We start from the raw sequence: 22,069 nt of genomic DNA on the forward strand, positions 1-22,069 counted from the left end.
TTAACATTTGATAAACTTTGCTGGATTTTTTGCAGAACTTGATTTTTTATGTAGGGGTTGTGATGGAACACCCCTGTAAAACTACATTCGTCCTCTTGGATATTTGCCTTTCTAATTGCATTTTCCGCTAATAGAAATAGTTCTCTCACTGCTTCATCTAGAATTCGCTTACTTATCGATCTCCTAATCGAAAAGCTTTATCTACGATTGCTGCAAGGGCTCCTACATCATCAACGGAATACGCTCCAATATATGCCCAATTATAGAATTCTTTGAATATACCTTTTTATAAGAGTAGTGACGAAAAATATGATAGAATAATAGGATTATGTTTAGGCATCAGGAGGTCAGAAATATGAAAGCTAACAAAGGTATCCTTTTTATCTTACTCGGAGGTGCTTGCTATGGCTTTTCACCGATATTCGCAAAATTAGGGTTTAGCTATGGTTATACACTGGGACAAATTAATATTGTACAAATGGTTTTTTCCTTTCTACTCTTATGGTTTCTCACCCTCTGTAAACGATCTAGTTTTAAGGGGATTACTAAGAAAAACATACCCCAAATTATGATTACTGGATGTTTTATGGGGTTAACAAGTATCTTTTATTATGGTGCGATGCAACACTTACCCGCTTCTTTGGCGATTATCTTAATGTTTCAATTTGTGTGGATTGGGATTATTTTAGAGTGGGTTTATACGAAAGTAAAACCTAAAGCATTAACAATATGGTCTATTTTCTTTATTTTGGTGGGAGTCTTTTTTGCTTCTAATATTTTGGGTGGTACGATACAGGACCTTCCTGTTATAGGATTTGTTCTTGGAATACTATCTGCGTTTTCGTATGCAGGATTTCTGTTTTTCAGTGGGAAAGTTGCTGTCAATGTGGATCCATGGGTACGGAGCTCTTTTATGGGGACAGGCTCTATGGTCTTAGTACTTATTGTTTTCATGCGTGATATCCCTTCTGTTTTACCATTAGAAGGTAATCTATTCTTGACTGCTGTTGGGGTTTCATTATTTGGAACAATTCTCCCTCCATTATTTTTAGTCGTCGGTGCTCCTTTGGTTTCAGGGGGAGTCGTGAATATTTTAACCTCTATTGAATTACCGATTGCCATTCTATCAGCTAGTATCATATTATCGGAAACAGTGACACCTCTCCAATGGGTAGGAACAGCCATCATATTAGCAGCTATTGCATTAAATGAACTTGGTACTAACCTATTCCGGAAGAAAAAGAAGCGCAATCCTAATTCGAAATCTAAAACCGAGATTGCTACTTAAAATTGATTATAAATAAGCCATATCATCATGTAAAAGTGTTGATATGGCTTGTTTTTTATTTTACATTTCTTCCGTAGCTTCAATTTCTGTTAAGGATGGAAATTCATTTCTCTCAGCCATGGGGATATTATTTAATACTGGGATATTCTTACTGAGCCGCTAGGATATAAAAAAACCGTAGATTTCTCTACGGCTTTGTGGCTACTTTTATTTTTTCGTAAGTTTTTCGTATTCCTTCTTAATTTCTTCCATTGTTTCAGATAGTTGATCTCCCCAGTAATCGTTTGCTTTGTTAAAAACAACATTACCATCAGCATCTAACATCCCGTACCCTCTATAAGCTACATCCCCGTTTATCATATTAAACGTATCAATCATTTTGAATTCAGGGTCCGATACGAAAGGAAGACTTTCACCATACCTATCTTTTATAGCAGTATATAGCTCCAGTTGTTGCTCTGGAGTATCACCGCTAATAATGAAGGTAGTAACATCTAATTCCTTTAAGACGTCCAAATTTTCGTGCAACTGAACCAGTTGCTGTTGGCAGAGACTTCAGGTGTAAGTCGTAATAAAGAAAAATAGAGTTGGCTTCTCCTGTGGGAACGAGACTTCTACTTTATCTTGATTCAATAAAGTAATCGGCTCACTTATTTGGTTTGATCCGCAACCTGAAAGTACAATAGCAGAAATCATGAAAAGCAAAAGCAGTTTCAATTTCATACTGTTATCCTCTTTCTGTTACTTAAAACAATAATAGTTTCAATTATATCATCACATAATTTTTGATTCAATTTAATATGGTAGTAAAAATAGGTACCAAGCCCTTTGGTAAAAAATTTTCACTAAGTAAACACTCTTTCCCATTACGTTAATTTATTGCCTTTTTACAAAAACGTTGCCATAGACTAACACGAAACTGCTTTGTTACAATAGGGTTCGATGTTAAAAATGGGAGGGAGCAAAATGTTGCAAGGCGAGCAAAAGTATCTTGATTTAAAATTAGGTGAACGAGGTGCTATCTTAAGCATTACTGTTTACATTATATTATCAATAGTGAAATTAGGAATTGGTTATTTTTCTGCTCCGAGGCTTTAAAAGCCGATGGGTTAAATAATACAACTGATATCATTGCCTCAATCGCTGTATTAATTGGTTTAAAACTCTCCCAAAAACCAGCAGATGAAAATCATCCATACGGACATTGGAAGGCAGAAACTGTTGCATCTTTAATCGCATCCTTAATCATGATAGTTGTAGGACTTCAAGTTTTGTACGGTGCTATTTCATCCATATTTGCTGGAAAAATAGAAACGCCTGATATAGTAGCTGCTTGGACAGGGTTCTTTTCTGCTTTCATAATGTATTTCGTTTATCGTTACAATAAAATGCTAGCAACAAAAATAAAAAGCCACGCGCTAATGGCTGCTTCCAAAGATAACTTATCTGATACTTTAGTAAGTATAGGTACAGCTATTGGCATTTTGGCTTCACAATTAGGAATACCTTGGCTTGATCCTATTACGGCATTGGTAGTTGGTTTAATAATTTGTAAGACTGGATGGGACATATTTAAAGAATCATCCCATTATTTAACAGATGGATTTGATGTAACGAATCTAGATGAGTACAAACAGACAATATTGAATATAAATGGGGTCTTAAAGGTCCAAAATATAAAGGGTAGAACGTACGGAAACAGTAATATTGTTGATGTAGTGATAGCTGTTCCAAGTAATCTAGACATAATTGAAGCACATGAAATAGCATCTGAGGTGGAAGATACATTAATACAGAAATATAACGTATATGATGTACACGTACATGTTGAGCCTATAATCAATAGTTAATTATCTACATTGTAGAACTTTGTTTAGGGATTTTTCAATGAAACTATGTAAAGAGGAATAGGTTATAACCATCCTCTTCTTGTACTTACGTGGGGAAAATCATATAATTTTGCGTTATTTTTACCAGACCTATCCTTTGCTCTTTGTCTTTTTCTGTCTCTTTCAATTAGCCCATCTAATTTTTGTATTGCCTTTTCTAACTGTAGGTCATTTAGTTCCCCCTTGGCATATAAACTACATAACATACCATACGCAATTGCTTTTGTATCAATATCTACATTTACTACTAAGTCTACATCTGAGTTACCACTATTTCTTATCAGCGAATTTAGTTTGTTTTCAATAGGTTTCCGCATATCCACTTCTCCTTTTCTTTCAAAAAGGATACTAGTATCTTTCTAGTATCCCTCTTGAAAAAACATGATTAAAACTCAAAATCTTAGCGTTGGCGTTGATCCTGGTCTTGGTCTTGGTCCTGCTCTTGGTCAGAGTCTGCTTCTGATCTTGCACGTACTCTTGCTCGAGATTCGCTATCTACTCTAATATCAATATCCAATCTAGAGTTGCCACTATTAAATACTTTTGCATTTGCAACGTTTGTGTTCTTGTCTTTTACTCTCACATCATTTTCATTGTCTACATCTTGATCAGATCTAAAGTCAAAATCAGTATCTACATCACTACGAACTTCAGTTTCATTATTATTTCTAGAACCACTATTGTTACCAAAGATATCTGGGTTTCTCCATACTCTACTCATATCTCTTCCTCCTTTCCTATAGGTTACTGTATTTTATTCATAGAATATGGAATCGATTGGACAAGTGTAGGAAGACATTGGTGTATTTTTGCTTGAATGCTTAATATCATAAGTAGTTGTTTCTACCTGTTGTTATCAAACACAAAAAAATAAGAATTACAAAAGAAATAGTAATTATTGCTAAAAGAATGCAGATAAGTTAGAATAAAAACAAGAACACTTGTTCTGTTCGTGTAAGGAGGCAGGGTATATTGAAGACTTGGGAAGCATCTTATATTGCAGGTATAATTGATGGAGAAGGTAGTATTTCATTAACCAGAATGCATGGAAAAGAACATCGTAGACCATGTATTTCTATTGCGTCTACAGATATTGAACTCCTTGCATATATTCAAAAATTAACTGGGGGGCTAATTAATAGTAAAAAAAATTATAATCCTGATCGGCATAAGAACTCCTACACTCTCATGATAAAGAAAAAGGAAGATGTTTTTTATACACTAGAACACATTATGCCATTTTTAAGAGTAAATAAGAAAAAGAACCGCTCTGTTTGGATTCTTGAAAACTATAATAATGTTACCCCTCGAAATGGAAAATATAGCCCTGAATTATTAAAAAAGAAAGTAATTTTTGAAGATTACTTTTTCAAAATGTAAAACGGACCCACCATAATCGGTGAGTCCGTGTTCTATTCGTATTAAACCACCAAGTTTATGTATTTGGTGGAGACGGTGGGACGTGCTTTTCCATGCTTTCGTCATGGCACTGACTATATCTTGAACCTGAAGTTATCAGGTCCTCCGGCGTATTATGCGAAATATAATTTATACCTGTCAGGTAGAATTTCGCATCCTAGTACTACCAATTATGTCTGGCAGCCTATAAGTCGATACACGGCTGTTAGATTACTCTACATACCGCTCGGCATTGCCTTATCGCATCAAGTACGACTTAGGTTTCACCGATAAAGCCGGATTATCACTTATGTGTTACCACATAAGGCGACTAATTACTAATCGAACCCACGTCCAAAGATATTGGCACTTAAGCTTCTACGAGTGTAGTCGATATATTAGCATTTCGCTAACTTTTCAGCCTATCGACAGGCTTCCAAGCAGCTAGTCTGGTTGTTCTCTTCCTTTGTCCTCAGACGGTGAACTCCGGCGTAGCCCACTTAAAGTGAGTCCCTGACCCTACCACATGGGCGATGGAGGGAGGAACCGCTATAGACTGTTATTAAGCAGCTAAAGCGAAGTTGTTGTTTTCTTTGCCAGTTATAGGCGTTGACGTTTTAACGAGGCCGATCCCCTCGACTCGCAACTTAAGCTCAAACTACCCCTGTCGAATCCGTAGCGTCCCCATATGTCGAATGATAAGCGGCGATTCACTAAGTCAGCTCGCTCGTTCGAATCCTCACGTATATTAAATACGCTCCGGTTCTCACTCACTACGCTTCCTTGACCTTCTTGCTTCTAATTCACCATTCATTCTAAAATGATAATGATGAACTTAATCACCAGTTATCTGGGTGTTCGGATGAAGTGTTTTTGCTTTCGTTGACTATTCAATTGTCAACTACAAGTCTTATTATAACACATGGACTTTCAATTTCAATTGTAAGTTTTTGTAAGCTATTCCTTCTGTCTTTCACGGAAGGCACGTTCGATGTCACGCTTCGCTTCTTTTTTCTTCAGGTCTTCACGCTTATCGTATTTTTTCTTCCCTTTACCAAGACCTAATAATAGCTTAGCGTATCCATTTTTCAAGTAAATTTTAATCGGCACAAGTGCATAGCCTTCTTCTTTCGTAAGACCGATTAGCTTGCTAATCTCTTTTTTATGAAGAAGAAGCTTTCTTGTACGAAGTGGATCATGATTATAACGGTTACCTTGTTCATAAGGGCTAATATGCAGGTTATAGAGAAACATTTCCCCGTTATGTACACGTGCGTATGAATCCTTTAGATTGGCACGGCCATTACGTAGAGATTTGATTTCTGTACCTTGAAGAACAATCCCTGTTTCATATGTTTCTTCAATAAAATAATCATGATTTGCTTTTTTGTTTTGTGCGATTACCTTGCCTACACCTTTTGGCATATCTATTTCCCCCTTAAGACGGTACCTACTATTTTAGCAAAAACTGGACAATATCACAAGGAGAGGCTATTGATTACAAGGCAAACTTGCATCTCGCTCGTTTTCGACAAACCAAGAAATGATGGTTGTACTATCCCGAACATGATTCGATTGAATCGTCTTAAGCAATGATTCAACCGCTACCTCATTTGAGCTGTGCTCAAATTCCTTTTGTATTCTTTTAGGTTCCTCATAGGGTAAACCCGGACATTCCAGTAACCCATCTGTTGTCAGGAATAAATGGTTTAATCCCTTCCTTAATTCCTTACGTCCAGTGCTATAACAAGGTACAGGAAGTTCAAACGTATTCACTTGACCAATCCATTCGAAAAAATGGCGTTGATTTACTTGATATTGCCCAAGTCTTGCTAACTCTGGATGGAATAAATACAAGCTACAATCTCCAACTGAAAACCACCACATATAGTTATTTTTTCGTAAGACTAGTAAACAAGACGTTGACCCGCTAACTTGCCGACAAGAAGCTAGAAAGTCTTTGTTTTGAAAAATATGTAGTATCCTCTTTTCTATGTCCAAAAAGATCTCTCCTAAGGAACATGCTAATAAAGAAGTGATTGAACTTTTTCTTTTCGCCATCTCTTGTAAAATCAATGCTGCACTCTCTGCGCTTTGATGAGCATCAAGGAGGATTACGAACTCCCAATCCTCCAATTCATTCTGCCAGACAAGACAGCCATCTTCATTTTTATATTGCCCCGCTGAAGAATTACCACCAAATCTCCCTATAGTTATTTTATCTTGTTTATTAATAGATGATGTATCAACAAAAGGTTCCTGCGAACCAACCCAACTGAAATCATTCATGACTCGTTTTCTCCAATGCAATTCTAACTCTTCTACAAAGCTCTGCAATTTGCTCCTGATTTCCAACGGGTGCTTCTGGCCAATCGTAAACCGAACTTGGTCCCCAGAACTCCCTTGGAGTATTAGCATAACGTGGCACTAGGTGCATATGAAGATGCGGGACAGCGTTACCTGAAACTAGCGAATAAATATGTTCTGCGTTTTCCGATTCTTTTAATGCTTTACTCACCCTAGCCATAATCATTCCAAATGCCTTTGCCTCTTTCATCGTCATATCAGCAAGGCTAGGTGCATGTCTCTTTAAATCAATCATTACATGACCTAAATACCCATCTTCTCCATTATGATCAATATGACCAACAAAAACATACTCATCCTCATAAATCGTTTCCCCTGCAGTTTGAATCAACCCTTGATGCTTTTTACAAATAAAACAGTCCTTCATCTTTCTATCCCCCCTTGGTTCACACAAGTATATATTAGGTAGGGAAATTTTGGAATACGTTTTTATAAAAAATACCCCACATATAGTGGAGCATTTTTCCTTATCTTTTCTTCTTTTTCTTATTCTTTTGCTTTGGTGCATTTTCATAGTGTTTCTTCTTCTTACGAGGCTTTCGTGTTGACCATTCGCCACTATCTTTGTCAGTACTTGGCTTTTTATCATCATCACCAGATTTACGGCGACTTCTGCTTTTTTCGGATCTTATGATTTGAGGTTTTTCCTTCGAAAGGGTACGACGAGTACCTTTCATTCCCACCACCTCAAAGTCAACTGAACGCTCATCCTTATTTACATTGATGACACGAATAGTAATCTCATCCCCGATTCGGAATACATTTCCGGTACGCTCGCCAATCATGGCATAGCTTCTTTCATCATAACGGTAATAATCATCTGTTAGGTAACTAACATGAACGAGACCTTCAATCGTGTTCGGTAACTCTACAAACATTCCGAAGTTTGTAACTGAGCTAATGATTCCATCGTATTCCTCGCCGATTTTATCCATCATGTACTCGGCTTTTTTCATACTGTCTGTTTCGCGCTCAGCTTCAACAGCTCGACGCTCCATATTCGAAGAGTGCTCCGCAATTTCCGCAAGCTTCTCTTTCCACTTTTGCTGCGTCTCATTATCAAGCTTACCTAGAATTAAGTATGTTCGAATTAATCGGTGAACAATTAAGTCAGGATAACGTCTGATTGGTGACGTAAAGTGAGTGTAAAAATCAGTCGATAATCCAAAGTGACCAACGCTCTCAGGATCATACTTTGCTTGTTTCATTGAACGAAGCATAACGGTTGATACAACCATTTCCTCTGGCTTCCCTTGAACAGCCTCGATCACTTCCTGCAAAGCACGCGGGTGAATCGAGTTTCCAGAACCTCTTACAAGGTATCCAAAGTTCGTAATGAATTCAAGGAAACGTCTAAGTTTTTCTTCATTCGGGTCCTCATGAATTCTGTAAATAAACGGAACATTCATCCAGTGGAAATGTTCTGCGACCGTTTCATTCGCAAGCAACATGAATTCTTCAATTAATTTCTCCGCAACTGAGCGTTCACGGAGAACTACGTCATATGGCGCTCCCTCTTCATTTACAAGCACCTTTGCTTCTTTAAAATCAAAATCAATTGCTCCACGTTTCATCCGCTTTTCACGTAGAATTTCAGCAAGTCGTTCCATTTCCTCAAACATTGGAACAAGCGGCTCGTAGCGTGAACGGAGCTCTTCATCCTTCTCAACTAGAATGCTATTTACATCCGCATAGGTCATTCTTTCAGTCGTTTTGATGACACTTTGGAAAATGTCGTGTTTAACAACAGCACCTGTATGATCAACCTCCATCTCACAAGAGAGAGTCAATCGGTCGACCTTTGGGTTTAAGGAACAAATCCCATTTGATAAACGATGCGGTATCATTGGTATTACACGGTCAACAAGATAGATACTTGTTCCACGATCACTCGCTTCTTTATCAATTGGTGACCCTTCTGTTACATAATGAGTTACGTCTGCGATGTGAACGCCAAGCTTGTAATTTCCATTTTCAAGCTTTGTAACTGTTACGGCATCATCCAAGTCCTTTGCATCTGCCCCGTCGATTGTAACAATGACTTCATTACGTAAATCACGTCGGTTTTCTATTTCACTAGGGTCAATTGAATCAGGTGTATTGTTTGCCTGTTCAAGAACCTCTCTCGGAAACTCCTGTGGCAGCCCATGTTTGTGAATAACTGATAGAATATCAATCCCAGGATCATTTTTATGACCTAAGATCTCGACTACTTCCCCTTCTGCGCTCATGCGTCCCTCTGGGTAGGTTACTAGCTTCACAACAACCTTATGACCCTCAATAGCCCCATTGGATGCTTGCTTTGGAATAAAAATATCATTTGCTATTTTTTTATCATCTGGAATCACGAAACCAAAGCTTTTGCTTTCGGTATATGTACCAACAATTGTCTGAACCCCGCGCTCAATAATGCGGACAACCGTTCCTTCCTTCCGTTGACCAGAGGATTCCGAGCTTACCCGAACAAGAACCGTATCGCCATGCATTGCATTTTTCAATTCATTTGGCGGAATAAACACATCGTCTTGCATTTTATCTTCCGGTACGACAAACGCAAATCCCTTTGCATGACCAGTAACCTTACCGCGTATTAAATTCATTTTTTCTGGAAGCCCATAGCGATTACTTCTAGTGCGAACGACTAACCCTTGTTCCTCCATTACCACCAGTGCTTTTACAAAATCCTTGAATTCCGACGAATCGGAAATTCCGAATGCTTCCTCAAGCTCCTGTACAGTTAGGGGTTTATAGGCTTCTTCCTTCATAAAATCCAATAATTTATCAATATGAATCTGTATTTCTTGCTCCATTTTCTAAGCCTCCTTTTACCAATCTAATTGCTCTAAAAACTCATACACATCTTGGTGTAGTTGATCACGTTCTTTATCTAAAGTGATGACATGTCCTGATTCTTCATACCATTTTAGCTTTTTAAAATCATTTTCAACTGCTTCATATATAATATTCGCACTTTCTGGATTTATCATTTTGTCATGACGGGCCTGTGCGACAAACGTTGGACTATAGATCATGTCTACATTATCCCGAACTTCCGCAATGAGGTTTTGAAGTGCTTTTAGTGTATTCATTGGCGTTTTCTTAAACTCTTCCATTTCCTTCTCGATTTGTTCCGGTGACTTCCCTTCAAATCGCTTGTATTCTCGAGCATATTCAAGAACACCCTGGTACATGACCTCTTCACTTTTGATATACATAGGCGCGCACATAGTCACAATGCCTTTTATAGGTACAGTGTAACCCAATTTTAGTGAAAATACCCCGCCAAGAGATAATCCAGCAACAGCAATGTGCTCATGCCCTTTATCTTTTAGAAATTGATAGGCTTTTGTTACGTCCTCCCACCAATCCTCGGGCCCAGTATGGACCAATTCCTCTGGCGGAACACCATGGCCTTTATAAATGGGAGCATGGCATGTATAGCCCTTGCCCTCGAGGAATCGACCAAGCATCCGAACATCTGCCGAATTTCCGGTAAAACCGTGTAATAATAAAACAGCCCTCTCTCCACCTTCAAATGTAAATGGCTGTGGTAATTTAATCTTCATTATGTAAAAACTCCTTAGGATGATGCTCAAAAAATAAGGGTTGGAGTCTCCGTTATTCGGCTAGGTCTTAAAGGCGCTGGGACTCTGATATTTTTTGAACATACTTTTTTTCATTTTGTTATGGTTTATTTTGTGCTTTTTTTCAGTATTCTACTATCGTATCGTATGGACTATTTAAAAAGCAAAAATAAAGGGTTAGACATCGTGTCTAACCCCTTTTCGAACATTTTATAAATCAAAGTAAGCAACTGCAACTGTAAGAACAAAGAATAATACCGCTAAAACAACAGTGACACGATGTAAAACCGCATCAAGGCCACGAGCCTTTTGTTTTCCGAATAACTGTTCTGCACCACCCGAAATGGCACCAGATAAACCTGCGCTTTTTCCAGATTGTAATAGTACAACCACAATTAACGCGATACACACAATAACTAACAAAGTAACAAGAAATCCATGCAACATTGAAACTACACCTCCTGAACAAGAACGCATATGACGTTAACATAAATGTACCATAAAAATACCATGTGGACAATACTGCATTTTCTGACTTTATCAACTTTATGCTTACGAGCGTTCGACAATTTTCACTGAGGTAGTCCTTGCTAAGTACAGACTGCTTACAAATTAATAAAAAAAGAACTACCGAACTTTATTTATCAATAGCTTTGCTTCATCATACTTAATTTCCAAGCATTCACCTATATTATTTCCTATAGAAACGACCATATTAAGGATGACTACCTTGAAGGGAATGAACTAGATGATTAACTTAGATTTTGATGAAATGATTAAAGAAATGAAGAAACATAAAACAAACTATTTAGGTGAAAATACACAGCAAAATAAAGAAAAGAAACGAGCTCCTCAAAAGCGCAAATAAGAAGATCTCAAGGCTCGTAATAGTTTAGTCAGTGTAATACGAGATCGGTGTGTTCTGTATGAATGATGGAATCCTAAAGCATGCGTAAAAATACGCATGCTTTTATCTAGTTTGTTTAATGTAAGGCATTGAGAAATCTTTAATATGGAAGAAGCAACCAGCATTCCGATTATTTCTGTAATCCTTTTCCATATTTGAATGGTTTTCAAGAAAAAATCCGATAAAAGCATGCACAAATGATAAATGCTTTTGGTTAGCTCTTTAAGTCAAAAGCATTCAACAAATCCACAATCTGGTAATAAGTGTTTCAAAACAGGTCTTTTCTGTAACTTTTTTCCACATTCGAATGGTTTTCAAGAAAAAATCCGATAAAAGCATTCACAAATGATAAATACGAATGCTTTTGGTTAGTTCTTTAAGTCAAAACCATTCAACAAATCCATAATCTAGTAATAAGTGTTTCAGAACAGGTCTTTTCTGTAACATTTTTCCAAATTTGAATGGTTTTCAAGAGAAAATATGTTAATTGCATGCGCATATGAACATTGCGAATGCTTTTCACCAGCTTGTTACGTGTAAACCATTCAACAAGCCCATAATATGGTAAAGTACCAAACGTACTTAAATCCACTCACCCAAAAAAAACGACAAGCAGTCGAGCTGCTTGTCGTTTCCTTATGGTATAAATTAACCTCTTAGGTTATAGAATGCGTTTTGACCAGCGTAGATTGCTGTTTCAACTAGATTATCTTCGATACGAAGTAATTGGTTGTATTTTGCAACACGGTCAGTACGTGATGGTGCACCAGTCTTGATTTGACCAGCATTTGTAGCTACTGCGATGTCAGCAATTGTGCTGTCTTCAGTTTCACCAGAACGGTGAGAGATTACAGCAGTATAGCCTGCACGCTTCGCCATTTCAATTGCATCAAATGTTTCTGTTAATGTACCGATTTGGTTCACTTTGATAAGGATTGAGTTACCTACGCCTCTTTCAATACCTTCAGAAAGCTTCTTCGTATTTGTTACGAATAAGTCATCTCCAACTAATTGAACTTTTTTACCAAGACGCTCTGTTAAAAGCTTGTGGCCTTCCCAGTCGTTTTCGTCTAAGCCATCTTCAATTGAGATGATAGGGTATTTAGAAACAAGATCTTCATAGAAAGAAACCATTTCTTCAGAAGAAAGAACTTTTCCTTCACCTTTTAGATGGTATTTTCCATCTTCTTTGTTGTAGAACTCAGATGAAGCTGCGTCCATTGCAAGCTTCACTTGCTCACCTGGCTTGTAACCAGCTTTTTCGATTGCTTCAACGATTGTTTGAAGTGCTTCTTCGTTAGAACCTAGGTTTGGAGCAAATCCACCTTCGTCACCTACAGCAGTGTTTAAGCCTTTAGCTTGTAAAACAGCTTTTAGGTTATGGAAAATTTCAGCACCCATACGTACGGCTTCTTTGAAGTTTTCAGCACCAACAGGCATGATCATGAATTCTTGAATATCTACGTTATTATCTGCATGCTCACCGCCATTGATGATGTTCATCATTGGAGTTGGTAACGTTTTTGCATTGAAACCACCAAGGTATTGATAAAGTGGTACTTCAAGGAAGTCAGCTGCTGCACGAGCTGCTGCCATAGATACACCAAGAATTGCGTTTGCACCTAATTTACCTTTGTTTTCTGTTCCATCAAGCTCGATTAACGCTTTGTCAATTCCAACTTGGTCAGTAACATCGAATCCGATAATTTCTCCAGCAATGATTTCATTTACATTGTTAACTGCGTTTAGAACACCCTTACCTAAATAACGGCTCTTGTCTCCATCACGAAGTTCAACTGCTTCATATTCACCAGTTGATGCACCACTTGGTACTAATGCACGGCCAAATGCACCTGACTCAGTATATACTTCAACTTCAACTGTAGGGTTTCCACGAGAATCTAATACTTCACGAGCATACACGTCTATAATAATTGACATTTAAAATCTCTCCTTTTAATTTCAAATTATTTTAGTTTCCATTCAAAAAATTGAATGAAGTAGTTACTTTTTAATTAATGTAGTTCCTGTCATTTCAGCGGATTTTTGAACACCTAGTAGGTCAAGCATAGTAGGAGCTAAATCACCTAATTTGCCGCCCTCACGTAATGTAAATCCTTCTTTTGTTACGATGACTGGTACAGGGTTTGTTGTATGAGCTGTCATCGGACTACCTTCCAATGTTATAACTTCATCTGAGTTACCATGGTCAGCCGTGATAATCGCAGCCCCACCTTTAGCTAGGATCGCGTCAACGATTTCACCTAAACATTCATCGACAGTTTCAATCGCTTTAATTGTCGGCTCAAGCATTCCAGAATGTCCAACCATATCTGGATTTGCGAAATTCAAGATAATCGCGTCATGCTTATCAGCTGCAATTTCTTTTAGCAAGGCATCTTTTACTTCGTACGCACTCATTTCTGGCTGAAGGTCATACGTTGCAACCTTTGGAGAATTGATTAAAATTCGTTCCTCACCAGGAAATTCCTGCTCACGTCCACCACTCATAAAGAAGGTAACATGAGGATACTTTTCAGTTTCTGCAATACGAAGCTGTTTTAGACCATTTTGTGAAAGGACTTCTCCTAATGTGTTATCCAGGTTTGTTGGCTTAAATGCAACATACCCATCCACACTTTCACTAAAATGAGTTAAGCACACAAAGTATAAGTTCTTAGGATGCTTTTCCCCACGGTCAAACGAACGGAAATCGTCGTTTGTGAATGTGTTTGAAATTTGAATCGCACGGTCTGGTCTGAAATTATAAAATATAACTGCATCATCGTCTTGAATCGTACCCACTGGTGAACCGTCTTCTTTTACAATGACAGATGGCAGAACGAATTCGTCATGAATTCCGTTAGCATAGGAATCATCCACACATTCAAATCCATTTTTGTATGTAGGACCTTCTCCATACACCATCGCACGGTAAGATTTTTCAACGCGTTCCCAACGCTTGTCACGGTCCATTGAATAGTAACGACCAGACAAGGTTGCGATTTCACCTACACCGCATTCTTTGATGGTTTCATTTAATTCTTCCAAATAGCCTTTGGCTGTCTGTGGACCAACGTCTCTTCCATCTAAGAAGCCATGGATATACACTTTTTCTACACCTTCTGATGCAGCAAGCTTTAATAGTGCAAATAGATGCTGAATATGACTATGAACGCCTCCATCAGATAACAAACCGAAAAGGTGTAATGCAGTTCCCTTTTCTTTTACATGCTTGATTGCATCTAAGAACGTTTCATTTTTCTGGAATTCACCTTCGCGTATCGCAACGTTCACACGGGTTAAGCTTTGGTAGACAACACGACCTGCGCCGATATTAAGATGCCCTACCTCAGAATTCCCCATTTGACCCTCTGGTAAACCAACAGCTTCGCCACTTGCTTGAAGAGTTGCATGTGGATATTGGTTCCAATAACGATCAAAGTTTGGCTTTTTCGCTTGGGCAACAGCATTTCCTTTTACCTCATCACGAAAAGCAAATCCATCTAAAATGATTAGTGCAACTGGTTGTTTACTCATTACTACCTGCCTCCAAAAGCTTTACAAAAGAAGAAGCATCTAGACTAGCGCCACCAACAAGTGCACCGTCAATATCAGGTTGTGACATATATTCTTTAATGTTTTCAGGTTTCACACTACCACCGTACTGAATACGAACTGCATCTGCAATTTCCATGGAGAACTGTTCTGCAACCACTTTACGAATATGTGCACAAACCTCATTTGCATCTTCAGCTGATGAAGATTTACCAGTTCCAATCGCCCAGATTGGTTCATAAGCAATAACAACCTCTTTAGCTTGCTCATTTGTTAAACCAGCTAATGCTTTTTGAATTTGTGTTCCAACAAGGTCATTTGTTTGTCCTGCTTCACGTTGTTCTAGTGTTTCACCACAACATACGATTGGAGTAAGTCCATGCGCAAATGCTGCAAGTGTCTTTTGATTAACACTTTCATCAGTCTCTGCGAACATTTCTCTACGCTCAGAGTGACCTAGAATGACGTAATCGACTCCGATATCCTTTAAAGCAACAGGACTAATTTCTCCTGTGAATGCACCGCTCTCTTCGAAGTGCATGTTTTGTGCCCCGATTTTAAGGTCATAATTTCCGTCTTTTACATTCGTTACAAGACGATCTAGAAATAGTGCAGGCGCACATACAACAGATTCAACCTTCTCAGGTGATGGAATTAACCCATTGATTTCTTCCACAAATTGTACTGCCTCAGGTAAGACCTTATTCATTTTCCAGTTTCCTGCAATGATTGGCTTTCGCATAGTTCACCATCCCTAACTTTTGTTGATTTTAAATAGCAGGGTGCTTTTGTGGCACCAATTTTTATTGTCTAGCTCCAGGCGCCATTGCTCGAGGTCATAAGCCAATCGCTTCGGAAGGTAAAATGCACCTTCTGTCAGCGCTAGTCTTATGCTTGTCGCCGGTAGTCAGGCGCCTTGCGCTTTTCTTATTATTTATCGTTTAGTAGTACTACTCCTGGAAGCTCTTTACCTTCCATGAATTCTAAGGACGCACCGCCACCAGTAGAAATATGGCTCATTTTATCAGCTAATCCAAATTTCTCAACAGCTGCTGCTGAATCTCCACCACCGATGACAGAGTATGTATCAGTTGCATCTGCTAATGCCTGGCCAACTGCTTTTGTGCCGTTTGCGAATGTTTCTAGTTCAAACACACCCATTGGTCCGTTCCAGATTACTAGCTTAGAATTTAGAATTACATCACGATAAAGTTCAGCAGTTTTTGGTCCAATATCAAGTGCTTCCCAATCACTAGGAATCTCTTCAATTGGTACAATCTTAGTATTTGCATCATTTGAGAAGTCATCTGCTACCCTGACATCAACTGGCATATAGAAATTAACACCTTTTTCTTTTGCCATGTTAATGAATTGGTTCGCTAAGTCAATCTTATCTTCTTCTAATAGAGATTTTCCAATTTCATGGCCTTGTGCTTTTACAAAAGTATAAGCAAGACCTCCACCAATGATTAAGTTATCTACTTTTTCTAATAGATTTTCAATAACTCCAATTTTATCCTTCACTTTTGCTCCACCAATGATTGCTGTGAATGGACGCTCTGGATTTGAAAGTGCCTTACCCAGTACTTCAATCTCTTTTTCCATAAGGAAACCAGCAACCGCAGGAATGTGCTCTGCAATACCTGCAGTAGAAGCATGGGCACGGTGAGCGGCACCAAATGCGTCATTTACATACACATCTGCTAATGCTGCAAACTGCTTCGCAAGCTCTGGATCATTCTTTTCTTCACCAGGATAAAAACGTACGTTTTCAAGTAGAAGGACGTCTCCCTCGTTCATTTGTCCGATTGCTTGTTCAACCTCTGGACCATACGCTTCATCTGTTTTCGTAACTTCTATACCTAAGTGATCAGCAAGGCGCTTGGCAACTGGATCTAGTCGAAGTTCATCAACAGCCTTTCCTTTTGGACGACCAAGATGGCTCGCTAAAATGACCTTAGCTCCTTCTTTTCGAAGATACTCAATTGTTGGTAATGCTGCACGAATACGAGTTTCATCTGTTACCTGCCCATCTTTCATGGGAACATTAAAATCAACTCGGCAGAATACACGCTTGCCTTTTACATCAATATCTCTTACTGATTTCTTATTCATTAGGAAGGCCTCCATTCTATGTATAGATCTTGATTAGTCCGTGCTGTAACCACATTTTATTCCATGTGATAGCAAGCACTTTATCGTACTCATTGTGTGGATATGGGGTGGACAACAAAAAGGGAAGGGAACATTCCCTTCCCTTCACAATTTCTATTATAGTAGTTGTTACTTGGTAAACCAAGAACAATAGGTTCTACTATTTTATTAATGTGACATACTAATCGATAGACGATCTATTAAAGACCTTTTGATGCGATGTAATCAACTAGGTCAACAACACGGTGTGAATATCCACTTTCGTTGTCATACCAAGAGATAACTTTTACCATGCTGCCTTCCATAACCATTGTTGAAAGAGCATCGATAGTTGAAGAATTTGGATTTCCGTTGTAGTCACTTGAAACTAGTGGCTCTTCACTGTAACCCATGATTCCGTTTAATTCATTTTCAGAAGCTTTGCGTAATGCTGCATTTACTTCTTCAACAGTTACGTCTTTCTCTAACTCAGCTACTAAGTCTACAAGAGATACGTTTGGAGTTGGAACACGCATAGCTCCACCATTTAATTTACCTTTTAATTCAGGTAATACTAGAGAAACAGCTTTTGCTGCACCAGTTGAAGTTGGGATGATATTTTCAGCTGCTGCACGAGCACGACGGTAGTCCTTATGTGGTAAGTCAAGGATTTGTTGGTCGTTAGTGTAAGAGTGAACAGTTGTCATCATACCACGCTTAATTCCAAAGTTTTCGTTTAGAACTTTTGCAAATGGAGCTAGACAGTTTGTTGTACAAGAAGCATTAGAAATTACGTCATGGCTTGCTGCATCGTATTTATCTTCGTTAACACCCATAACGATTGTGATATCTTCATCAGTTGCAGGAGCAGAAATGATAACTTTCTTTGCGCCAGCTTCAATATGTTTTGCTGCATCAGAACGCTTAGTGAAACGACCAGTTGACTCGATTACAACGTCAACACCTAGGTCTCCCCATCCAAGTTGTGCTGGGTCACGCTCAGCTTTAACTAAGATTTCTTTTCCATTAACAACAAGGTTGTTTCCATTAACAGATACTTCTGCATCAAGAACACCGTGAACTGTATCATACTTTAATAGATGTGCTAACATATCTGCATCTGTTAAATCGTTTACTGCTACTACATCAACATTTGGATTTTTTAGTGCCGCACGTAATACGTTACGACCAATACGTCCAAAACCATTAATACCAACTTTTACTGCCATTTTTGATTTCCTCCTTAAAATTAAACCTAATGATTATAGGAAGGGTTTTACCCCTCTATTAACTTCTTTGCGGCACCCTCGTCTGTTATCAACAGTGTATCAGGTGCTTGCTTTAAGTATGCTTGGATAGCTTTCGCCTTCGATGCCCCACCAGCCACTGCGATTACATCATGGATAGATGATAGATCTTTCAGCTGGATCCCTATCGTTTGGACCCGATGGACGACTTTCCCATCCTCATCAAAATAATAGCCAAAGGCTTCTGCTACCGCCTTAGATTCAATGATCTTTTTCAGGTCACTTTCATCTGTTCTACGGCGCTTTGCCATTGTAATAGCGTCTCCTATTCCATGAACAACCATACTAGATGACTTGATTAAATTCAGTACATCTCGGATAGAAGGTTCTGCAACAAAAGAATGATACGCATCATTGCTTACAACATCTGGAACATGTAAGAGTCGATAATCCCCTGATGCTTTTTCAGCCATCTTGGCACAAATCGTATTTGCTTGATTTTCAACTCGTTCTCCTAAGCCACCTCTTGCAGGAACAAATAAAATGCTTCGCTCCTTGGAGTCTGGAGTCATCATTTCTGCAACTGCGGCTAAGGTTGTACCACCAGTAACTGCGACGATATTTTCTCCAAATAGCCTTTGTTTTATACGTAAAACGCAAGCTCTTCCCATTTCTTTTTGCACCCAAGGAGTTGTGTCACTGTCGCCAGAAACGACAATAACATCTTTTATCTTTAATTTTTCCTTAAGCTTTGATTCTAAAACCCGTAATCCTAAAACTTCTTTCATGACTTCCTCTAGGTCTTGTACAAGTTCCGAACCCTCTTTTGTAAGGCTCATTCCAGCTGTGCTAAACTCCACGAGGTTCTGTTCTTTTAAAAATTGTACTTCTGAACGTAATACCCGCTCACTATGGCCGAGACTCGTTGAAAGATTTCTTCTCCCAATTGGCTGCATAAGTCTTATGTATTTGAGGATCTCATGGCGCTTCTGCATAACCTCAAGTAAATCAGGTAATAATTTTTGTTGTACCTCAATGATAGGCCGCATGATTTCATTTCCCCTTTTTTTACCACAAGGGACTTTTTTTGTCCCGGTGTGACATATTATGTCCCACCTATAGTAAAAAAAAACAAACTTTTCTATTTGATTTTATCGTCGTGTTACAAATTTATAGTAACAGGAAAAAAGGGAGAAAGCAATAAATAAACTGCCTAATTTTCTAGGCAGTTTATGAAAACGTTTATATTTTTAGAAAATTCATCTTATTTGTTCGTGTATTTCGTTAGCCATTCTTTTACGGCTTCTTTATGGATGATCCCGTACTCTACCTCATGTCCATCAATTTCAACAACAGGAATCATGATTTGGTATTTCTCAAGAAGTGTATCATCCTGGTAAATATCAACTTCGTGGAGTTCTAACGGAAACTCTTCACGTAATTCCTCAATCACCTTCTTCGCTTTAGTGCAAAGAGAGCAGTTCTCCTTTGAATACATGGTTACTTGAATTTGGTTCAACTTCCTACACTTCCATTCTACTGACTGTACCTTTTTCGTTTTGATGAAGATGGAATATTTAATTGGTCACGGTATTTGGCAATCGTTCGTCTTGAAACCAGGATACCATGTACCTCCTCAAGTATACTGACAATTTCCTGGTCTGACAAAGGCTTTTGCTTATTTTCTTCAATAATGAGTTGTTTTAACACATTTTTCACTTGTGCCGATGACATGTCTGATTGACCTGTCGTTTGTATGTTGCGACTAAAAAAATGCTTCATCTCAAAAATGCCAAATGGAGTTTGCACGTACTTATCCTTTACAGCTCGACTTACTGTTGATTCATGAACTTCAAGGACATCTGCAACCTCACTCATAATAAGAGGCTTTAAGTGCGTTGGTCCTTTTATAAAAAAGTCCATCTGCCTGTTGATAATTTCATTCATTACATTTTGTAATGTATGTTTTCGTTGTTCTAGACTTTTGATAATCCATTGACATTGATCTACCTTTTCTTGAAGAAAGGATTTCGTTTTAGAATCTTTTTCTTGCAGGAACTGTTGATAGTATTGCAGATTCAAGGAGACCTTCGGAAGATAAGAGTCTTGAAGACTCGTTGTCACTATCCCGTTTTCAACTTGAATTTCAATATCAGGAACGATATATTGGGGTTCGCCACTTTGAAAGGCTGCACCAGGCCTTGGCTGTAAAGTTTGTATAAAATCTGCCACTTTCTGTATATCAAAAAGTTTCACATTGAGTTTCTTTGCAATCTCCTTCCATGACTTTTCTGCAAATAGTTCAAAATGGTCCTGAATGATTCTCTTTGCAAGATCATTTTGTTCTTTATGCGCCTCTAGTTGCAGTAGGAGACATTCCTGTAAAGAACGTGCACCTACGCCAATTGGGTCCAGGCTTTGGATAAATTGAATGTAGTCTGTTACGGTCTCGCTATCTATGGTAAGATCTTTCGCGATCTCTTCCGTTGAAAAATACAAGTATCCATTGCTATCTAGGAGCTGAATGATATACTCAATCATTTGTCTATCTGTTGTGCTTAGTTTCATATATGATAGTTGCGATACTAGATGCTCAAAAAGAGTTGTTTGCTTTTTTTCAATATAATCAATGGGATTGGTATAGGTTTCATTAGTGACCTTCGTTTTGTGACGACGATCAAATTCTGTTGGTGAATTAACTTCGATAAGGGGGTTCTCAATCGTTTGTTCTTCTAAAAATTTTATTAAATCTAAAGAAGAGTATTGAAGAAGAGTTATGGCTTGCGTCAATTCCTTTGTCATGACAAGCTTCAGTGATTGTTGTTGAAAAAGTCCAGTTTGCATATTCACTCATTTCTCCCCCTTTCTCCTATTATATAATAGGCTTACTATCCTTGGAAGGTATAAATGGAAGCGTTTTCTTAATTGGGTAAAATTAGTAACAGCCCATGTCCACCAAAGGCAATGATTGTGTCTTAATATATGGTATCGAAAAAGTTAAATTTTAGCACGCATTTAAAGTACTTTTTTGAAAGATTCTACTGCTAAGAGGTGAAATCTGTTGAAAAAAAATGAAATTATGTACACTGGCCCATTAACAGGCACAATTGATGAGGCGAAAAAGCAAAAAAACAAAGAAGAGTTTGCGGAAGAATTTGACCCGATTCAAACGATGTGGGCCGTGAACCCAGTAGATGAGGTTGAGTATGATGGTAAAAAGGGGTATAAGGATAATTAGGGAAAAGAGTTTCTATACGTAGCTTCGGTTTCTAAAATCGAATTTGTTAAGGGGTCGAGAATTGCTGCTACGTCCCCTCTTTTTAGATATTTCAAGCATCAGTGGGGACGATCTGCTTGCTTGCGCTCCCTCTTTTTCCGTTTTCGTGATTAGTGGGAACAATCTGCCTGTTTGCGATCCCGCTTTTTCAGTTTTCGTGTTCATCTGGGGTCGATTCGCTTAGTTGCGTTCCTGGATTGCTTGAAATTCTATTTATTTGCGCACGATTCATACAATTGTTCGGAACTTTCATTAAAGAAAAAAACAGTTTCCACTAAGTAGAAACGGGTTTTTATTACGCCCTCGGCAGGATTCGAACCCACGATAAGAGAACCGGAATCTCTTGTGCTATCCACTACACTACGAGGGCAAGTACGGAAAGAAGAACTGCATTCATCATTATAGGATAGTTAGGTTTTGA

General features: G+C 38.3%; 21 protein-coding genes, 1 tRNA gene, 1 other RNA gene and 1 pseudogene. 4 read left to right on the plus strand and 20 right to left on the minus strand.

Features of this window, described 5'->3' with window-relative positions; translation table 11 throughout:
- The first annotated feature begins 355 nt into the window (after positions 1-355).
- Entirely contained in the window at positions 356-1,288 is a 933-nt protein-coding gene (locus tag ACWNMY_RS07190) for an EamA family transporter (protein WP_449537558.1), read from the plus strand.
- A gap of 207 nt (positions 1,289-1,495) precedes the next feature.
- Here ACWNMY_RS07190 and ACWNMY_RS07195 read toward each other — a convergent pair whose 3' ends face one another.
- Positions 1,496-1,825, minus strand: coding sequence for a redoxin domain-containing protein (locus ACWNMY_RS07195; protein WP_449538407.1), 330 nt, complete (start codon positions 1,823-1,825; stop codon positions 1,496-1,498).
- Between the two features lie 18 nt (positions 1,826-1,843).
- Positions 1,844-2,011: a hypothetical protein gene (locus tag ACWNMY_RS07200; RefSeq protein WP_449537559.1), complete on the minus strand. Its 168-nt coding sequence runs from the start codon at positions 2,009-2,011 to the stop codon at positions 1,844-1,846.
- A gap of 228 nt (positions 2,012-2,239) precedes the next feature.
- Between ACWNMY_RS07200 and ACWNMY_RS07205 the strand changes: the two are divergent.
- Positions 2,240-3,138 (plus strand): annotated as a pseudogene (locus ACWNMY_RS07205) (cation diffusion facilitator family transporter).
- A gap of 62 nt (positions 3,139-3,200) precedes the next feature.
- On the opposite strand, the gene ACWNMY_RS07210 reads toward ACWNMY_RS07205, so the two are convergent.
- Together ACWNMY_RS07210 and ACWNMY_RS07215 are read right to left on the minus strand one after the other, a co-directional pair.
- A complete protein-coding gene (locus ACWNMY_RS07210; RefSeq protein WP_449537560.1) occupies positions 3,201-3,494 on the minus strand; it encodes a hypothetical protein in 294 nt (97 codons plus the stop codon).
- 83 nt (positions 3,495-3,577) lie between these two features.
- On the minus strand, positions 3,578-3,898 hold the full coding sequence (locus ACWNMY_RS07215; RefSeq protein ID WP_449537561.1) for a hypothetical protein: 321 nt from the start codon (positions 3,896-3,898) through the stop codon (positions 3,578-3,580).
- Between the two features lie 251 nt (positions 3,899-4,149).
- On the opposite strand from ACWNMY_RS07215, the gene ACWNMY_RS07220 reads away from it, so the two are divergent.
- Entirely contained in the window at positions 4,150-4,557 is a 408-nt protein-coding gene (locus ACWNMY_RS07220) for an LAGLIDADG family homing endonuclease (RefSeq protein WP_449537562.1), read from the plus strand.
- A gap of 357 nt (positions 4,558-4,914) precedes the next feature.
- On the opposite strand, the gene ssrA is transcribed toward ACWNMY_RS07220, so the two are convergent.
- From ssrA to rpoN, 15 genes are all read right to left on the minus strand, one after another.
- Positions 4,915-5,253, minus strand: a transfer-messenger RNA (tmRNA) gene (ssrA, locus tag ACWNMY_RS07225).
- A 279-nt stretch (positions 5,254-5,532) separates the two neighbouring features.
- Entirely contained in the window at positions 5,533-6,000 is a 468-nt protein-coding gene (gene smpB / locus ACWNMY_RS07230) for an SsrA-binding protein SmpB (protein WP_449537563.1), read from the minus strand.
- Positions 6,001-6,066: 66 nt separating this feature from the next.
- A complete protein-coding gene (locus ACWNMY_RS07235) occupies positions 6,067-6,864 on the minus strand; it encodes a protein phosphatase 2C domain-containing protein (protein WP_449537564.1) in 798 nt (265 codons plus the stop codon).
- On the minus strand, positions 6,857-7,309 hold the full coding sequence (locus tag ACWNMY_RS07240) for an HIT family protein (protein ID WP_449537565.1): 453 nt from the start codon (positions 7,307-7,309) through the stop codon (positions 6,857-6,859). Before ACWNMY_RS07240 ends, ACWNMY_RS07235 begins: the two co-directional genes overlap by 8 nt.
- Before the next feature lie 100 nt (positions 7,310-7,409).
- Positions 7,410-9,752: a ribonuclease R gene (rnr, locus tag ACWNMY_RS07245; RefSeq protein WP_449537566.1), complete on the minus strand. Its 2,343-nt coding sequence runs from the start codon at positions 9,750-9,752 to the stop codon at positions 7,410-7,412.
- Between the two features lie 15 nt (positions 9,753-9,767).
- Complete coding sequence (locus ACWNMY_RS07250; protein ID WP_449537567.1) at positions 9,768-10,508, minus strand: alpha/beta hydrolase; 741 nt, start codon at positions 10,506-10,508, stop codon at positions 9,768-9,770.
- 228 nt (positions 10,509-10,736) lie between these two features.
- Positions 10,737-10,970, minus strand: coding sequence for a preprotein translocase subunit SecG (secG, locus tag ACWNMY_RS07255; protein WP_449538408.1), 234 nt, complete (start codon positions 10,968-10,970; stop codon positions 10,737-10,739).
- 1,111 nt (positions 10,971-12,081) lie between these two features.
- Positions 12,082-13,374, minus strand: coding sequence for a phosphopyruvate hydratase (gene eno / locus ACWNMY_RS07260; protein ID WP_449537568.1), 1,293 nt, complete (start codon positions 13,372-13,374; stop codon positions 12,082-12,084).
- A 63-nt stretch (positions 13,375-13,437) separates the two neighbouring features.
- Entirely contained in the window at positions 13,438-14,973 is a 1,536-nt protein-coding gene (gene gpmI / locus ACWNMY_RS07265; protein WP_449537569.1) for a 2,3-bisphosphoglycerate-independent phosphoglycerate mutase, read from the minus strand.
- Positions 14,966-15,733, minus strand: a complete 768-nt coding sequence (tpiA, locus tag ACWNMY_RS07270) for a triose-phosphate isomerase (RefSeq protein WP_449537570.1) — start codon at positions 15,731-15,733, stop codon at positions 14,966-14,968. Before tpiA ends, gpmI begins: the two co-directional genes overlap by 8 nt.
- A gap of 188 nt (positions 15,734-15,921) precedes the next feature.
- Complete coding sequence (locus tag ACWNMY_RS07275; RefSeq protein ID WP_449537571.1) at positions 15,922-17,106, minus strand: phosphoglycerate kinase; 1,185 nt, start codon at positions 17,104-17,106, stop codon at positions 15,922-15,924.
- Positions 17,107-17,345: 239 nt separating this feature from the next.
- A complete protein-coding gene (gap, locus tag ACWNMY_RS07280; protein WP_449537572.1) occupies positions 17,346-18,353 on the minus strand; it encodes a type I glyceraldehyde-3-phosphate dehydrogenase in 1,008 nt (335 codons plus the stop codon).
- Between the two features lie 47 nt (positions 18,354-18,400).
- Positions 18,401-19,420, minus strand: coding sequence for a sugar-binding transcriptional regulator (locus ACWNMY_RS07285; RefSeq protein ID WP_449537573.1), 1,020 nt, complete (start codon positions 19,418-19,420; stop codon positions 18,401-18,403).
- 215 nt (positions 19,421-19,635) lie between these two features.
- Positions 19,636-19,890 carry a glutaredoxin family protein gene (locus ACWNMY_RS07290; protein ID WP_449537574.1) on the minus strand — a complete coding sequence of 85 codons (255 nt, stop codon included), beginning with the start codon at positions 19,888-19,890 and terminating at the stop codon, positions 19,636-19,638.
- 17 nt (positions 19,891-19,907) lie between these two features.
- Positions 19,908-21,215, minus strand: coding sequence for an RNA polymerase factor sigma-54 (rpoN, locus tag ACWNMY_RS07295; protein WP_449538409.1), 1,308 nt, complete (start codon positions 21,213-21,215; stop codon positions 19,908-19,910).
- Between the two features lie 217 nt (positions 21,216-21,432).
- Here rpoN and ACWNMY_RS07300 point away from each other — a divergent pair, with 217 nt between their 5' ends.
- The gene (locus ACWNMY_RS07300; protein ID WP_449537575.1) at positions 21,433-21,609 is read left to right on the plus strand and encodes a hypothetical protein; all 177 of its coding nucleotides are present in this window, start codon (positions 21,433-21,435) and stop codon (positions 21,607-21,609) included.
- Positions 21,610-21,946: 337 nt separating this feature from the next.
- Here ACWNMY_RS07300 and ACWNMY_RS07305 read toward each other — a convergent pair.
- Positions 21,947-22,018 (minus strand) — tRNA-Arg (locus ACWNMY_RS07305).
- Between the last annotated feature and the right edge of the window lie 51 nt (positions 22,019-22,069).

It is taken from the genome of Ferdinandcohnia sp. Marseille-Q9671 (genome assembly GCF_976954385.1).

Coding starts and splice junctions, on each gene's coding strand:
- ACWNMY_RS07190 (WP_449537558.1), top strand. CDS start 356: ATGAAAGCTAACAAAGGTATCCTTTTTATCTTACTCGGAGGTGCTTGC.
- ACWNMY_RS07200 (WP_449537559.1), bottom strand. CDS start 2,011: ATGAAATTGAAACTGCTTTTGCTTTTCATGATTTCTGCTATTGTACTT.
- ACWNMY_RS07210 (WP_449537560.1), bottom strand. CDS start 3,494: ATGCGGAAACCTATTGAAAACAAACTAAATTCGCTGATAAGAAATAGT.
- ACWNMY_RS07215 (WP_449537561.1), bottom strand. CDS start 3,898: ATGAGTAGAGTATGGAGAAACCCAGATATCTTTGGTAACAATAGTGGT.
- smpB (WP_449537563.1), bottom strand. CDS start 6,000: ATGCCAAAAGGTGTAGGCAAGGTAATCGCACAAAACAAAAAAGCAAAT.
- ACWNMY_RS07235 (WP_449537564.1), bottom strand. CDS start 6,864: ATGAATGATTTCAGTTGGGTTGGTTCGCAGGAACCTTTTGTTGATACA.
- ACWNMY_RS07240 (WP_449537565.1), bottom strand. CDS start 7,309: ATGAAGGACTGTTTTATTTGTAAAAAGCATCAAGGGTTGATTCAAACT.
- rnr (WP_449537566.1), bottom strand. CDS start 9,752: ATGGAGCAAGAAATACAGATTCATATTGATAAATTATTGGATTTTATG.
- ACWNMY_RS07250 (WP_449537567.1), bottom strand. CDS start 10,508: ATGAAGATTAAATTACCACAGCCATTTACATTTGAAGGTGGAGAGAGG.
- eno (WP_449537568.1), bottom strand. CDS start 13,374: ATGTCAATTATTATAGACGTGTATGCTCGTGAAGTATTAGATTCTCGT.
- gpmI (WP_449537569.1), bottom strand. CDS start 14,973: ATGAGTAAACAACCAGTTGCACTAATCATTTTAGATGGATTTGCTTTT.
- tpiA (WP_449537570.1), bottom strand. CDS start 15,733: ATGCGAAAGCCAATCATTGCAGGAAACTGGAAAATGAATAAGGTCTTA.
- ACWNMY_RS07275 (WP_449537571.1), bottom strand. CDS start 17,106: ATGAATAAGAAATCAGTAAGAGATATTGATGTAAAAGGCAAGCGTGTA.
- gap (WP_449537572.1), bottom strand. CDS start 18,353: ATGGCAGTAAAAGTTGGTATTAATGGTTTTGGACGTATTGGTCGTAAC.
- ACWNMY_RS07285 (WP_449537573.1), bottom strand. CDS start 19,420: ATGCGGCCTATCATTGAGGTACAACAAAAATTATTACCTGATTTACTT.
- rpoN (WP_449538409.1), bottom strand. CDS start 21,215: ATGCAAACTGGACTTTTTCAACAACAATCACTGAAGCTTGTCATGACA.